Source organism: Alicyclobacillus sacchari, from assembly GCF_004366795.1.
Lineage (GTDB): Bacteria > Bacillota > Bacilli > Alicyclobacillales > Alicyclobacillaceae > Alicyclobacillus > Alicyclobacillus sacchari.
This window is the reverse complement of sequence record NZ_SORF01000005.1, coordinates 102,330-117,873: the sequence shown is the minus strand read 5'-3', so window position 1 is coordinate 117,873 and position 15,544 is coordinate 102,330. Positions and strand designations below refer to the sequence as shown.

At 56.8% G+C, this 15,544-nt stretch carries 11 protein-coding genes and 1 pseudogene; 11 read left to right on the top strand and 1 reads right to left on the bottom strand.

Annotated elements, in window-relative coordinates:
• Positions 1-124 precede the first annotated feature (124 nt).
• The 6 genes and pseudogenes from nagA (at position 125) to fdhD (ending at position 8,051) form a co-directional block, all read left to right on the top strand.
• On the top strand, positions 125-1,309 hold the full coding sequence (gene nagA / locus C7445_RS06770; protein ID WP_243835019.1) for an N-acetylglucosamine-6-phosphate deacetylase: 1,185 nt from the start codon (positions 125-127) through the stop codon (positions 1,307-1,309).
• Positions 1,310-1,563: 254 nt separating this feature from the next.
• Positions 1,564-1,728: pseudogene (locus C7445_RS06765) on the top strand (DUF255 domain-containing protein); the annotation flags it as partial.
• A 59-nt stretch (positions 1,729-1,787) separates the two neighbouring features.
• The gene (locus C7445_RS06760; RefSeq protein WP_243835018.1) at positions 1,788-3,674 is read left to right on the top strand and encodes a thioredoxin domain-containing protein; all 1,887 of its coding nucleotides are present in this window, start codon (positions 1,788-1,790) and stop codon (positions 3,672-3,674) included.
• A gap of 58 nt (positions 3,675-3,732) precedes the next feature.
• Positions 3,733-6,711 (top strand): formate dehydrogenase subunit alpha, encoded by a 2,979-nt coding sequence (gene fdhF / locus C7445_RS06755; protein ID WP_208320856.1) that lies wholly within the window; start codon positions 3,733-3,735, stop codon positions 6,709-6,711.
• Positions 6,712-6,717: 6 nt separating this feature from the next.
• Positions 6,718-7,233, top strand: coding sequence for a helical membrane plugin domain-containing protein (locus tag C7445_RS06750; protein WP_134159323.1), 516 nt, complete (start codon positions 6,718-6,720; stop codon positions 7,231-7,233).
• Positions 7,230-8,051 (top strand): formate dehydrogenase accessory sulfurtransferase FdhD, encoded by an 822-nt coding sequence (gene fdhD, locus C7445_RS06745; RefSeq protein WP_424922990.1) that lies wholly within the window; start codon positions 7,230-7,232, stop codon positions 8,049-8,051. The genes C7445_RS06750 and fdhD overlap by 4 nt, the downstream gene beginning before the upstream one ends.
• A gap of 81 nt (positions 8,052-8,132) precedes the next feature.
• On the opposite strand, the gene C7445_RS06740 is transcribed toward fdhD, so the two are convergent.
• Positions 8,133-9,035 (bottom strand): 1,4-dihydroxy-2-naphthoate polyprenyltransferase, encoded by a 903-nt coding sequence (locus C7445_RS06740; RefSeq protein WP_134159322.1) that lies wholly within the window; start codon positions 9,033-9,035, stop codon positions 8,133-8,135.
• 235 nt (positions 9,036-9,270) lie between these two features.
• Here C7445_RS06740 and menB point away from each other — a divergent pair, with 235 nt between their 5' ends.
• From menB to menH, 5 genes are read left to right on the top strand one after another with little or no spacing between them, the layout of a single operon-like run.
• On the top strand, positions 9,271-10,089 hold the full coding sequence (gene menB / locus C7445_RS06735; protein WP_134159321.1) for a 1,4-dihydroxy-2-naphthoyl-CoA synthase: 819 nt from the start codon (positions 9,271-9,273) through the stop codon (positions 10,087-10,089).
• A 40-nt stretch (positions 10,090-10,129) separates the two neighbouring features.
• Positions 10,130-11,656: an o-succinylbenzoate--CoA ligase gene (menE, locus tag C7445_RS06730; protein WP_243835017.1), complete on the top strand. Its 1,527-nt coding sequence runs from the start codon at positions 10,130-10,132 to the stop codon at positions 11,654-11,656.
• The gene (locus C7445_RS06725) at positions 11,635-13,026 is read left to right on the top strand and encodes an isochorismate synthase (RefSeq protein ID WP_134159319.1); all 1,392 of its coding nucleotides are present in this window, start codon (positions 11,635-11,637) and stop codon (positions 13,024-13,026) included. Before menE ends, C7445_RS06725 begins: the two co-directional genes overlap by 22 nt.
• 2 nt (positions 13,027-13,028) lie before the next feature.
• A complete protein-coding gene (gene menD, locus C7445_RS06720; RefSeq protein WP_243835035.1) occupies positions 13,029-14,726 on the top strand; it encodes a 2-succinyl-5-enolpyruvyl-6-hydroxy-3-cyclohexene-1-carboxylic-acid synthase in 1,698 nt (565 codons plus the stop codon).
• On the top strand, positions 14,723-15,532 hold the full coding sequence (menH, locus tag C7445_RS06715; RefSeq protein WP_134159317.1) for a 2-succinyl-6-hydroxy-2,4-cyclohexadiene-1-carboxylate synthase: 810 nt from the start codon (positions 14,723-14,725) through the stop codon (positions 15,530-15,532). Before menD ends, menH begins: the two co-directional genes overlap by 4 nt.
• Positions 15,533-15,544 lie beyond the last annotated feature (12 nt).

Sequence of the window (15,544 nt, the reverse complement as noted above, 5' to 3'; positions counted from 1 at the left end):
CCCGACGTGCACTCCCTAACGTAATCAGTACATAACTTTTGAAATCATTCTGTGCGTCTGCAACACTGGGTTCGTACGAAAGATCGTACACGCTTCATACTCGAATGCAAAGTAGGCGATGCACGTGGACCGGACAAGCGCATTTGTCATTCGCAATGGAAGGTTGGTGCTTGAGGATTCCGTGATCGAAAGCGGATATATCCTGGCTGAACATGGCGTGATTCGTGAAATCGGATATGACGATGCTTTCCCACGAACACTGGCCACCCGTCCGATCACGGTGTTGGATGCACATGGTCAATGGATTTTGCCAGGGTTTATCGATCTTCATATCCATGGCGGGGATGGCTATGAAGTGATGGATGGTACAGTCCGTTCGCTGGAAGCTATCAGCCGTTTTCACGCAAGGCACGGGACGACGGGTTGGCTTCCGACAACACTGACAGCAGAGACCGCTGACGTTGAACGTGCGATTCAAGCCGCGAAGCGCGCCGCCGGCCGTGTTCACGATGGTGCACAGATACTAGGAGTTCACTTGGAAGGACCGTTTATATCTCCAAAGCGCTGCGGTGCACAAAATCCGAAATATATCATTCCGCCATCGATGGACATACTCGAGCGGTTGACGAGCGTTGCTGAGCGTTTCGTGAAAAAGGTTACCATCGCTCCGGAGCAAGAAGGTGCCTTGAACGCCATTCGCTGGTTGAGTACACATGGCATCATCGCTTCCGTTGGCCACACAGACGCGACGTTCCAACAAACGCGTGCTGCCATCTCTGCGGGTGCCCGCCATGCCACTCACCTCTTTAACGCAATGCGGGGGCTTCACCATCGTGAGGGTGGAACGGTAGGGGCGATGTTGCTATCTGGTGATGTTGTATGCGAACTTATCGCTGATGGACATCATGTCGCCCCAGAGGTGATGAACTTGGCATATCGTCTCAAAGGCCGGGACAATGTGGTGCTAATTACCGATGCCATGGCAGCAGCAGGGAAGCCTGATGGCGACTATCAGCTTGGTCAATTAGACGTGATCGTCAAAAATGGAGTGGCCGTGCTCAAGGAAGGCAACCATTTGGCAGGTAGCACGCTGACCATGGACGGTGCGATCCGCAACATGGTCAGTAGGGTGGGAATCCATGTTCGAGATGCCGCGTACATGGCATCTACGGTACCGGCCAGAGAACTTGGTCTCGCGAATACACGAGGATCCATTGCCTTAGGGAAGTATGCAGATTTAGTTGTCATGGACGAAGGATTACATGTCGTTGCCACATGGATCGCAGGCCGGCAAGTGTTTGCCAGATAAGCTCTGGTGGGGAAGTGTCATAGAGCCTGTTTTTCCACATGCACGCCGGGTTTCTCCTTCTCAGCAAAAGCGACATACTACAGCATACGCTTGGTGATCCTGTATCTGCGGTGTAGCGAGGTAAATGGCAAAATGATGTTTTGCACACAAAGAAGCGTCCTGCCGACATACGGGCAAGGCGTTTCTTTGTGTAGCGCCTTTCGTCAGGGGTACAATAACAGTGAGGATACATTTTCCTCGAAAGGGGCGCAATCATGACGACACAAGAGCATTGCAAGCCAAACCGCTTGATTCACGAAAAATCCCCATACCTGCTCCAACACGCGCACAACCCTGTCGACTGGTTCCCGTGGGGACCCGAGGCGTTCCAGAAAGCCGCACGTGAATCGAAGGCTGTATTTCTCTCCATCGGCTATTCGTAGCCCTGCGGGGCTACGATATGGAGTTTCCTATGCCGACTTGTCACTGGTGTCATGTCATGGCACACGAGTCGTTCGAAGACGAACAGGTGGCTCAGTATTTGAATCAGCACTATGTTTCGATTAAGGTCGATCGCGAGGAACGACCGGACATTGATCACATCTACATGACCTACTGCCAAGCGGTCACTGGTGAAGGCGGTTGGCCGCTGACGGTGATTATGACTCCCGACGGCCATCCCTTCTTTGCAGGGACGTATTTTCCTAAAAACGCTCGCTACGGACGACCGGGATTGCTCGAAATCTTGCACGCCATGCACGAGAGATGGAATACGCAGCGGGACAAGCTTGTTTCGGCGAGCGCACAGTTGGTTTCGCGCATGCAACCCATATTCGCCGCCATGCCGGGCGAGATCGACGGCAAACAGGCGGCGCGCCAGGCGGCAAGCTCGCTCCGCGATCGCTTTGACACTGCTTACGGCGGTTTCACTGACGCGCCCAAGTTCCCGGCGCTTCACCAGATCATGTTTTTGCTGCGCTACAGTCGCTTTGCTTCCGATCCAGCGGCGCAAGAGATGGCTTTGCATACGCTGGATGCCATCATGAAAGGCGGCATCGCGGATCACGTTGGCGGCGGGATCGCCCGTTATAGTACCGACGCCTTCTGGCGCGTGCCGCACTTCGAGAAGATGCTGTACGACAACGCCTTGGCTGTTGCCGCGTACACCGAAGCGTACCAGGTCACAAAGGAGGCAAAATACCGTCGCTTTGTGGAGCACATCATTGGTTTCATCGAGCGCGCATTGACATCGCCCGAAGGGGCGTTCTACAGCGCACTGGACGCCGATTCCGAAGGGCAAGAGGGGCGTTTTTACGTGTGGCGGCCTGAGGACGTTATGGCCGCGCTTGGCGACGAGGACGGCGATTTGTATTGTGCTTTCTACGACATCACAGAGGAAGGTAACTTCGAGGGATATAGCGTTCCCAATTATGTCGATCGCGATATTGCTGCCTTTGCGGCCGCTCGCAATATGTCTGTGCACGAGTTGTGGCGACGGCTCGATGATGCGAATCGCAGGTTGTATGAATGGCGAGAGCATCGCGAGCACCCGGGTCTTGACGACAAGGTTTTGACTGCATGGAATGCTTTGGCGATTTCGGGGCTTGCCAAGGCTGGCGCGGTCTTTGCAGACGAGCACTGGCTTGGCTTGGCGGTTCGGGCGGCTCAGGCGCTGGAGAGACTGCTTGTCCGCAAACCAGACGGCCGCTTGCTCGCCCGTTATCGCGACGGCGATGCAAACGTCTTCGCTTATGCGGACGATCACGCTTACCTCATCGCGGCGTATCTCGATTTGTATGAGGCGACCCTCGATCCGTTCTATTTGCGTCGAGCACAACATTGGCAATCAATACTCGACACGCTGTTTTGGGATGCCGACGATGGCGGTTACTACTTGTATGGCCGCGATGCGGAACGGCTTATCGCCCATCCAAAGGCCGTTTACGACGGCGCAACGCCTTCGGCCAACAGCGTTTCGGCGCACAATTTGTTGCGTCTGTACGCTCTCGTCGGCGATGTCGCGTACGCGGATCGCCTAGATCGTCTTTTGCGGGCGTTTGGCGCCTGGTTGATGGAAGCGCCGGTGGATCATGTGTGGCTCGTCACAGCCGCCATGTTGCGCGATGTCGGCTCGACAGAGGTCGTGTGGTCAGCAGCGCAGGGAGAAGAGGACGTACAAACACTGATGGCGACGTTTCACCCTGAGTTTTTGCCTGAGGCAGTGCTGTTGACGCCGGATGTGCGGCCGACCGAACAAACCTCATATCCACCTGCCGAGGACAAACCACTGATTTACGTGTGCCGCAACTTTCACTGTGAACGCCCGCAGGAGGATGTCGCTGCAACCATTGTCAATCTTGTTTCTCATCCTCCGCACCTGACATGAAGTGGGGGGCGTTTAGGTCATACTGAATCGAGATGCACAATCTTGGCGGATGAATGGCATGTTGGGGGTGGATCACTTGAGCACCAATGTTCAAAAGACGTTTGTGGTCGATGGTAGCTTGCTGTCTGCGGGGGATCACGAAACGATATTGCAAGCGCTTCTTGAGAATGGCGTCGATGTGCCGCATATTTGCTATCACCCTGCCTTGGGGCCGATTCAAACGTGCGACACGTGCATGGTCGATGTCGGAGGTAAAATCGTACGGGCTTGTGCGACCCCTGTGGAAGATGGCATGGAGGTTCGGACCAAGTCGGTGGCCGCGCGTTTTGCGCGTAAAGAGGCGATGGATCGCATCTTGAAAAATCATGACCTGTATTGCACAGTCTGCGACAACAACAATGGCAATTGCACCGTGCACAACACGACGATGGCGATGGACATTGATCACCAGTCGTATCCGTTCCGACCAAAGCCGTATGACGAGGATCTTTCGAATCCGTTTTATCGTTACGATCCGAATCAGTGCATTCTCTGCGGCCGCTGCGTCGAGGCGTGTCAAAACTTGCAGGTCAGCGAGGTTTTGTCAATCGCGTGGGATCGCGAGATTCCGCGCGTCATTTGGGATCATGATGTGCCGATTAACGAATCCTCTTGTGTCTCCTGCGGCCATTGCGTGACGGTGTGTCCTTGTAACGCCCTGATGGAGAAAAACATGATAGGCAAGGCCGGATTCCTCACCGGCATTGAGCCAGAACCTTTACAGACGATGATCGATCTCACGAAGGCCGTTGAGCCTGGTTATCGGGCAATATTCTCCATTTCGGAGATGGAAAGTGCGATGCGCAAATCGCGCATCCAACGTACGAAAACGGTTTGTACCTATTGCGGTGTCGGCTGCTCGTTTGACGTATGGACGAAGGATCGAGAAATTCTGAAGATTGAGCCGCAGATGGAAGCGCCGACGAATCAAATTTCGACATGCATCAAGGGCAAGTTTGGCTGGGACTTCGTCAACAGCCCGGACCGTTTGACCAAACCGCTCATCCGCCGAGGCGACGCGTTTTATGAGGCAACCTGGGACGAGGCGCTTGACTTGGTCGCGAAGCGCTTGACGGAGATCCGGCTCAAGCATGGGGACGACGCCATCGCGTTCATTTCTTCCTCAAAGTGCACCAACGAGGAGAACTATCTGATTCAAAAGTTGGCGCGCGGGGTGATGCATACCAACAACGTCGATAACTGCTCGCGCTATTGTCAATCGCCGGCGACCGAAGGGTTGCGCCGCACCGTCGGCTACGGCGGCGATACGGGATCTGTGCACGATCTTGCGATGGCCGATCTCGTCATGATCATTGGTGCTAATCCCGCGGAGTCCCATCCTGTCCTGTCAACACGCTTGCGCCGCGCGAAGAAAAAGTACGGCCAGAAGCATATCGTTATCGATCTGCGCCATAATGGCATGGCCGAGAAGGCGGATATGTTTGTCCGCCCCGAACCGGGAACGGATCTCGTGCTTTTGTCGGCGGTGACGAAGTACATCATCGATCAAGGTTGGCAGGATCAAGCTTTCATCGATCAGCATGTCGATGGCTACACCGAATTTGTCAATTCCATTGCGCAGTATACACTGGAATATGGCGAGCGGATTACCGGTGTGCCGCAAGCGACGATTGTAGAGTTGGCGACGATGATTCACGAAGCAAAGTCGGTCTGTATCTGCTGGGCGATGGGCGTTACCCAACATCTGGGCGGAAGTGAGACGAGCACGGCGATTTGCAATTTGCTGCTGGTGACAGGCAACATGGCGCGGCCGGGGACAGGCGCATATCCGTTGCGCGGCCACAACAATGTTCAGGGTGCGGGCGATATGGGCTGCAACCCGGTATACCTGCCTGGATACGAGCGTGTGGACGATCCGGGTGTGCGCGCCAAGTACGAACAGGCCTGGGGTGTTGAACTACCAACGACGAAGGGTCTGGACAACCATGAAATGGTCGACGCGATTCACGAGGGCAAGTTGCGAGCCATGGTCTTGCAAGGTGAGGAGATGGCGCTCGTCGATTCCAACTCCCACTATGTGCGAGACGCATTCACCAAACTGGACTTCTTCGTGGTCATGGACGTGTTCTTCAGCAAGACTGCGGAGTTTGCCGATGTCGTTCTACCCGCGTCGCCCAGCCTCGAGAAAGAAGGGACGTTTACCAATACCGAGCGAAGAATTCAGCGCTTGTATCAAGTATTGGAACCCCTTGGTGAGTCCAAGCCCGATTGGATCATCCTGCAGGAGTTGGCACGTCGACTTGGTGCCGACTGGAATTATCAGCATCCGCGTGAGATTCTTCACGAGATGGCGTCCCTGGCCGAATTGATGAAGGGTGTCACGTATGAACGGCTTGAAGGTTATCGCAGCCTGCAGTGGCCAGTTGCCGAGGATGGCACCGACTCTCCGCTTCTGTACACGAATGGATTTCCGTTCCCGAACGGACGCGCGAAACTGGTGCCGGCCAAGTGGATCGAACCGACGGCATTCGCGCCGGAATATGATTTGCACCTCAACAACGGGCGGATGCTGGAGCATTTCCACGAGGGCAATCTGACCTACCGCGTCGCAGGCATCAAGGAGAAGATTCCGACCACGTACTTGGAGGTCTCACCAGCGTTGGCGAAAGAGCGCGGCATCGAAACAGGGGCTTTGGTGCGGTTGACGTCGCCATTTGGGCAGTTGAAGCTCCCGGTCGTCGTGACGGACAGGGTGCATGGCAATCAGTTGTACCTGCCGATGAACACATCGAACGACGAAGAAGCCATCAATATTCTGACCAGCAGCGAGTCGGATGCGACAACGCATACACCGGCGTATAAAGAGTTGCGCGTTCGCATGGAGGTACTGCGCGACAGCGGAACCAGTCCGCTCACGCCGTATAATTATCGACTCGGCCACCCGAATCCACAACCTGGTGTCCAGGTGGAGAAAAAATGGGCCAGGCCCGAGTATGTGCCGGTCGAACAAGCACGGCATCGGCCGGATAGGGGGTAATCGTTCGTGGCAGACGCGATAACATCCATTATTCGCCAGCCTGTCGACGAGGCTGCGTTGGCGAAGCAAAAAATCGAACAAGCACTGGTCGATCACGCTGCTGGCGTGATCGACGGCCTGGCTTTGTTGCAGGCGTGTGAAGAACGCGGACTCCTGCCGCTGCTGCGCGCCTTGCTGGAGCAAGGGGACGACGTGTTACGAGTTGTGCTTCATTTGGTCTCGCGTCCGGAAATCACTGGTGGATTGAAAAATGGGATTGGTGCGCTGCAGTTTTTGGCGTCCATTCCGCCCGAGGCGATGGCAAGGCTGTTCGAGGCAGCTTCAACCGGTTTTAAAGAGGCAACCGAGGTACCTATGAACGCGCGGATGGGAGTGTACGACGCCCTAAAGGCCCTGCGCGATCCCGATGTCGGTAGGGCTTTGTCGGTTGGGTTGGCATTTCTCAAAGGAATGGGTCGGGGGTTGGCCGATTCGCCATCCGCAACGGCTGCGCGCGGTGAGGACAGGGGGCCGGAGGTGTGAGTGGACAACCGCGGATCGCGATGTCCGAGAAGATGCGGCGCCCAGTCGCCCGCTACCGCGATGGAGCGTGGGTGCAAACGGACGATGAGATTGCAACGGAGTACGCGTTGACCATCTATGTCAACGATCACGAACTTGCAACCATCGTCTGTACGCCGTCCTATATGGAAGATTTAGTGTATGGCTTTCTGGCGTCCGAGGGGATTATTCAATCGGTCGATCAAGTTGAGTCATTGCAGCTGAGCCGTTTTCTGGGAACGGCTCGGGTGCGTACGAAAAGTGCCATCACGTTCAACCAGGCTTTTTACAATAAACGCTATATTGCGTCATGCTGTGGGAAGGGTCGGCAGAGTTTTTATTTTCACAACGATGCGGTCACGGCCAAGCGCGTCGAGGATACCGTGACCTTGAGCCCTGCTGAAGTGTTTGCCGCGATCGACGAACTCGACAGGGAGGCGGTACTGTTTCAGGAAACTGGCGGCGTTCACATGGCGGCCTTGTGTACGCCGCAAAAGCTTTTGCTGGCACGCACCGACATCGGCAGGCACAACGCACTCGATAAAATCTATGGATACTGTTTGCAACATGGAATCTCTTTGCAAGGTACCTTGATTGCGTTTAGCGGACGTATCTCGTCTGAGGTGCTGCTCAAGGTGTCCAAAATTGGTGTCGGCGTCGTGATCGCAAGGTCGGCTCCAACCGCGCTCGCCATCGACATGGCGGATGAACTGGGCATTACCGCCATCGGCTTTGTCCGTGGGCGGACATTTAACGTCTATTCACACCCGTGGCGCATAGAAGGCGCCCTGCCAGACTGACAGCAATGCGGAAAAAGCGCCGTCGCAGAAGGTTTCTACTTGGCGACGGCGCTTTTCAATTGGAGACGAAAAATTTGTCGGTCAACCGACATGCACCAATGACACCAACATTGCGCAAAACATCAGTACGCCAAAGCGAAAGAGCAGGTTGGACGTACCTTTGACGGCGGCGTGCAGCTTCGCGGGCTCCGTATGTTGGTAATACAGGCGAACGACGTATACTGCTGTCGGAATCGTGGCGAAAACAGCAAGTGCCCACGGTGTGAGCAGGTGAAAGACGACCAACATGACAATCACGAGGTATGCTGCAGCAAAGACGCTCGCGAATAAGATCCGCCCTCGCTCGCGGCCGAGCAGGATGACAACCGTGCGGCGTCCACCTTCCGCGTCCTGCGCCATATCGCGCATGTTGTTGGCGAACAGAATGGCGCCGATTAAAAGGCCAATTGGAATCGACAAGAGCGCCGCCCGCCAGGTGACCGTATCGCTTTGCAGATAAAAGGAGATGAGGACGATGACTGGCCCCATTGCTGTTGCGGCCGCGAGTTCACCAAACGGTGTATATGCGAGCGGCCAAGGTCCGCCTGAGTATACGTAGCCGATGCCCATGGAAACAATGCCAACCAGGGCAAGCCACCAGCTCGTCGTCGCGCACAGGTAGATACCGAGTATCAGCGCGACAGCCATAAAAATAAAGCCCAGTCGCAGTACGGTTGTCGGTTTCACACCGTCACGCACGATGGTGCCGGCGATGCCAACCATGCGCTCGTCGTCAAGACCTCGCTTAAAATCGTAATACTCATTGAACATATTGGTGCCTGATTGGATTAAAATGGATGCCAAAAACATAGCAAGAAATCGCCAAACGTGGAAATGATAAAACGGTATCGCAATACCTGCTCCGACGAGTACGGGCACGATGCTCGCGGTCAACGTAAACGGGCGCAGAACCCGCCACCAGACGCCGATCCGGCTCGAATTCATGCTTGCTAAGCACCTCGTTTCCTAAGCCGTGTACATGACACATGGCTGTATTCAAACGGAATTCTATACGTTCTAGGAATCCATTCGTTATCCTAGCATGTGCACGCGAGACCGGCAAATCTGTTTATTGCCGCGGGTTCTGCGGCGCTGTCTTTTTGCTTCTCTATTGGACAAGTTCTATAATGTTCTCGCGAACATTCGACATCTGACTCGGAATCAGGAGGCCTTCCGAAATATGACCATGCAGTGGGAGCGAGTGAAGGAATATACCGACATCATTTACGAACGTGCGGAGGGCATTGCCCGTGTAACCATCAATCGGCCGGAAGTGCGCAACGCGTTTCGCCCGGAGACGGTGGCCGAGATGATTGAAGCATTTCAGCATATTCGCGACGACGCGTCGACCGGTGTCGTCATTTTGCGCGGTCAGGGCGATCTCGCCTTCTGCTCCGGCGGCGACCAACGCGTTCGCGGGCATGGCGGCTACGTCGGCGGCGACCAGATCCCTCGTCTCAATGTGCTCGATTTGCAGCGGCTCATTCGTCAATTGCCAAAGCCAGTGATTGCCGCCGTTGCCGGTTATGCGATTGGCGGCGGGCATGTCCTGCACGTGTGCTGTGACTTGACGATAGCGGCCGAGAACGCCGTATTTGGACAAACCGGACCGAAGGTTGGCAGCTTTGATGCGGGTTACGGCATGGCCTTGCTCTCGCGCTTGGTCGGTCAGAAGAAAGCGAAGGAAATTTGGTTCCTTTGCCGTCAATACAATGCCCAGGAAGCCTTGCAAATGGGGCTGGTCAACGCGGTCGTTCCGCTTGATCGGCTTGAAGAAGAAAGTATTCAATGGGCGAAGGAAATCCTCGAAAAAAGTCCGATTGCCATTCGCTTGCTCAAGGCGGCGTTTAACGCGGATACCGATGGGGCCGCTGGTTTGCAACAACTTGCAGGCGACGCGACCATGTTGTTCTACATGACGGATGAAGCGAAAGAAGGCAAGAACGCGTTTCTTGAGAAGCGCAAACCAGATTTCGGGAAGTTCGGAAGGTTGCCCTGATTGTTCCACAACCATTTTCCGTGCGGGGGTGGAATGCAAGATGACAGAAGTATGCTCACAAGAACCGGTTCGTCGTTTGCCCGATTGGCTGCAGGCTCAGGCCGTTCGGCGTCCGCGGCAGCGGGCTATCGAAGCGACGACGGGCGCTCTAACTTATGAAGAACTACTGTATGCCGCGTTATCTTGCGCGGCATCGCTTTATGATCAGGGTCTACGCGAAGGGCAGCGCGCCGCAATCCTTTTGAAAGACAGCTTTGCGCACGTCATCGCGTTGCACGCACTGATTCAGTTGGGGGCCATCCTGGTTCCCCTCAATTGGCGTTTGTCCGCCGCTGAACTTGCGTATCAGGTAAAGGACTGCGACGCGCAGTTGCTGATCTGCGATGCCCATACGAAGTCCCTGGCAGACGAAGTAAACCAGATTTACGATTTTCCAGCGGGCGTCATCGAGTCTTCCAAGCTGCGGTGGGATGCCAGGGGCGGATCGCGCGGCGTGTTTAAATCGGACATCGACCTGACCGCGCCCCATTGCATTGTCTACACGAGCGGAACGACGGGCAGGCCGAAGGGCGCCATCATTACCTATCAAAATCACTGGTGGAGCGCCATGGGCTCTGTCCTGCAACTCGGTCTACGGCTCGATGAGCGTTGGTTGGTGCCGATGCCGCTCTTTCACGTCGGCGGTATGGGCGTGCTGATGCGCAGCCTTATCTATGGCACGACCGTTGTCGCGCATAACGGTTTTGATGTTGAGCGTGTCGACAGGGCCCTGGCCCACGAGCGGATTACGCTGGCTTCGCTCGTGCCCGCGATGCTGCAAAGGCTGTTGGAGAAGCGCAACGAGCCGTATCCTGACACATTGCGTGCCGTTCTCCTTGGCGGTGGGCCGGCGCCAAAGCCGCTTTTGGAGCGGGCGTTGGGCTTGCGCATCCCCATCAACCAAAGCTATGGCCTCACTGAATCCAATACGCAAGTCGCCACACTGATGGCAGAGGATGCCTTGGCGAAGGTGGGGAGTTCCGGCAAGCCGCTCGCCAATGTGCGCCTAGCCATCTACAGTGCTGACGGCCCAACGTCTGCGCCGCATGTCGAGGGCGAAATCCTTGTGCAAAGTCCCACCGTCATTACCGGTTATTTCAATCGGCCCGAAGCTACGGAGGATGCCTTCCGGGACGGTTGGTTGCACACCGGTGACATTGGCGCTTTTGACGAAGACGGTTTTTTGTATGTGCTCGACAGGCGCACAGACCTGATTGTCTCGGGCGGTGAAAACGTGTATCCGGCGGAGGTGGAATCCGCCTTGTTGCGGCTGGACGGCGTTCTCGACGCGGGCGTAGTGGCCAAAACAGACACGGTGTGGGGGCAGGTTCCTGTCGCATTCGTCGTGTTACGGGATCAGGGGCTATTGACCGACGAGACAGAGGCCCGTTGGCGAACCCAGTTGCGCGAAGCATTGGCGCACTACAAGATTCCACAGGCATTTTATTCCGTTCCATCGCTGCCGCGTAACGCATCGGGCAAACTGTTGAGACGGGAGTTGAGAGAGTGGGTGAAAACGCGATGCTGACCTCGGCTCAAGAGACTGTATGGGAACATCTCGTCGACGCGATCGCGAAGGCTTACACAGGGGCACCGCTCACGAACGAACCGGGGGTTCGTTGTATCTATACGACGGTCAAGTTTAGTGGATACCTCGCGTCGCTCACAAACTGGCACACACTGGAGCCTGCTGTCTACTCCTTGCCACACAACAGCGAATGTGAGACGCTGGGCATCGGCGTTTTTAAGCAGATTTTGGAGTCTAACGAGGATGCGCTTGAACGCTGCCGGACACGGTTGTCTGAACTGGCGCTTCCACGGGGTGTCCGCTGCTATGGTGCATTTGCGTTTGACTTCACGGAGCCGTCGTTTGGGATTTGGTCTGCGTGGCCAAAAGCTATTTGGTTTGTGCCAAAACTGACGTTGCGAAAACGCCTGGACGAGGATTCGTTGGAAGTGCTGTACATCGCTTCGCCCGGTACGGACGAGCGCGATGTGCGGGCGGATGTCGCGGATCTTCTCGATGCTCACGCGGCGGCGAGCGGGCAGGCTTCGGCCGATCACCCGTTGTTTGCGGAGGCCGAAGACAGAGCCACTTGGTCCGACAAGGTTGGACGGGCGCTGCGCGAAATCGCAGCGGGGAAACTGCGCAAAGTCGTCTTGGCGCGTCGGGCCTTCGCGTCGGTCAACCGGTCGCTGTCGGAAGCATTACAGCAACTGATGGGAACGTACCGCGACAGTCACATCTTCGCGATGCATTGGCAGGACAGATGGATGCTGGCGGCCAGCCCAGAGGAGTTGGTTCGTGTACAAGCGGGGACCTTGTCGGTCGACTGTTTGGCTGGCTCGGCCCGCCGTGGACGCGATCCTGAAGAAGACCAAAACTTGCGCCTGCAGTTGCAAACCAGTGCGAAAAACCGCGCCGAACACGAGGCCGTCGTGCATTCGGTGACGAATCGGTTAGAAAGCGTCGCCGAGCAACTCACGTGGCCTCAAGAGCCTGGTATCCGCCAGTTGACCAACGTGCAACACCTTTACACGAAAGTGGAAGGGCGTTTACGAGAAGGCTGCAGTTTGCTCGATGCGGCCATCTGCCTGCACCCGACACCTGCCGTGGCTGGCGTGCCGGATGCAGCCGCCATTTCGTTCATCAAGGCGCATGAAGGTTGGCCGCGTGGGTTTTATACCGGGGGATTCGGCTGGATGGACGGCGATGGCAATGGACAGATCAACGTTTCGCTGCGATCGGCATTCATCCATTACCCAAATGCGTGCATGTTCGCAGGATGTGGTATCGTCGCCGGATCGGACGCCTCAACGGAGTGGGAGGAAAGTGAGTGGAAGCTCGCACCCATGCGAACAGCTTTAGGGGATTGCCGTGAGGAGGACGCAACGTGAATATGACCTTATGGCCAGTGCACGCGTTTGTCGACGGGCTCGCGGCAGCGGGGGTGCGGCAGGTGGTCGCTTCACCCGGTTCCCGGAACACGCCGTTGCTGCTGGCATGTGCGGAACACCCGCAGATCGAACTGCTGTCCCACCTTGATGAGCGTTCTGCGGCGTTTTTCGCCCTTGGTTTGGCAAAAGGCGGAGGGCGGCCAGTCGCCATCGTCTGCACGTCGGGGACGGCGGCTGCCAATTACTACCCAGCCATCGTCGAGGCCTTCATGTCGCGCGTGCCACTTGTTGCGATCACGGCAGATCGCCCGCCACAACTGCGCGAAGTGGGGGCCAATCAAGCGATTCGACAGATGGGGATGTTTGCCGATCACGTCAAATGGTTTTACGAACTGCCGATTCCCGATGGCACGGCGGCGTGCGCGCGGCACGCACAGGCGATGGCTATACGCGGTGCCGCCTTTGCGGCCGCGAGTCCGGCCGGGCCGGTGCATTTGAACTACCCGTTTCCAGAGCCGCTCATTCCGCCGCGCCGCGCCGAGGTGCACGAACTTTTGACCATCGATCCGGCCACCATTCACGTGGGCGGGTCGAGAATGCACGCCAGCGACACGTTCCATCGGCTGCACGAAGCGCTAGCACAAGCAGAACGTCCGCTTGTGGTGCTTGGGCCGGAGCGCGACGCGCATCTGGTTGAGGCAGTTTTTTCGTTGGCGGATCGTACGGGTCTCCCCATTTTGGCAGACATCATTTCTCCGGGCACAGGCTCTTCCCAGGCTGTGTGCCATTACGATGCCATTTTGCAGGCCGCACCGGAAATGATCGCGCCTCCGGACTTCGTGTTGCGCTTTGGCGCCGAACCGACATCCAAGGCGCTGGCATCGTGGCTGGCCAAGAGCCATGCGCGGGTGTTTGTATGTGACGACACGCCTCTCTATCGCGATGCTCTCGGTGTCGCCAACGACGTGGTCGTGGGCGGAGTGGAATGTGGTGTAACGCATTTGGACGCCGCGCTGACGACGTCTGCAAGGGCTTATACGGCGGCCTGGCGCCGTGCGGACGATGCGGCGCGGCGATTCATCGAACGCTTTTGCGCTGTGAACTGGTTTGAAGGTACGGCGGTGCGTGCGACCGTCGAGTCGCTTCATCGCGGGGAGCGATTGTTTCTCGGCAACAGTCGGCCGATCCGCGACGCCGACGCTTTGGCGCGGCCGCGGTCGGGTGTCGCGATCGACGGCAATCGCGGTGCCAGCGGGATCGATGGACTCACATCGACAGCGTTTGGCGAGGCTCTGGGTTCCGGTGCGCCCACGGTGCTGTGTATCGGCGATGTGTCGTTTTATCACGACACGAACGGATTGCTTGCGGCGAAGCGATTTGGCGTGCCGCTGGTCATCGTGCTGATTCACAACGACGGCGGCGGCATTTTTCAGCATTTATCGCAAGCGTCGCGCCCTGACGCCTTGCACCATTTCACGACACCGCATGGAATCATGTTCCAGCCCGTTATCGAGGCGTTTGGCGGCCGCTATGTCGAGGTCGAGGGCGCAGAGATGCTCAGACAAGCCGTGCGCGATGGCATTGCCCGCGGCGAATTGACCGTCATCCAGGTCACTTTTGCCAACGAAGCGAGTACACAGGTCTACAAGCGCCTTTTTGCAGACCTGCGGCGCGAACTCGAGCGGGAGATGGCGCGATGAGAACGACCGTACAGGTTCGCGGTGTGGCGTACTCCGTTTTGCATGCTGGTGACGGCGGGGAATGCTTGCTGCTATTGCACGGTTTTACAGGCAACGGGGACGTTTTTGCACCGTTTTTGGCGAGTTGGGCGCAGCGCTGGACCGTGTTGGCCCCCGATTTGTTGGGGCACGGGCGGACGGCGGCACCTACACGTGTTGAACGCTATCGGATGGATGAACAACTGGCCGATCTCGCAACTCTGCTTGCCACTTTCGGTTTTCAGCGGGCACATGTGTTGGGGTACTCGATGGGCGGAAGAATTGCCCTCTCGTTTGCCGTTCGGTATCCGGAGTGCGTACGTCGGCTGGTTCTCGAGAGTTCGTCTCCGGGGCTTGCGACCGCGGCGGAACAGGCTGAGCGCAGGGCAGCAGACGAAAGGCTGGCCGCTGACATTGAAGAGATGGGGCTCCCTGCGTTTCTTGATCGCTGGGAGAAGATACCTCTTTTCGCGACACACGACATCTTGCCCGAACCCGTGCGAATGCGGCAGCGGGAGATTCGCGAGCAGGGTACAGCGTTCGGCTATGCGCAAAGTTTGCGCGGAATTGGCACTGGCGCACAGCCATCGAACTGGGACAGGCTCGGGGAGTTGGCGATGCCGACGCTGCTTGTCACAGGGGCACTCGACACCAAGTTTACCGAGATCAATCGCAGGATGGCTGGGCGCATGAAAGTTGCTCGGCATGTCGTGATTGAAGAAGCGGGACACACGCCGCACCTGGAGCAAGCAAGCGCGTTTGCCGCCACGGTCGAAAGTCACTTGTAGCTGTCAGAATGC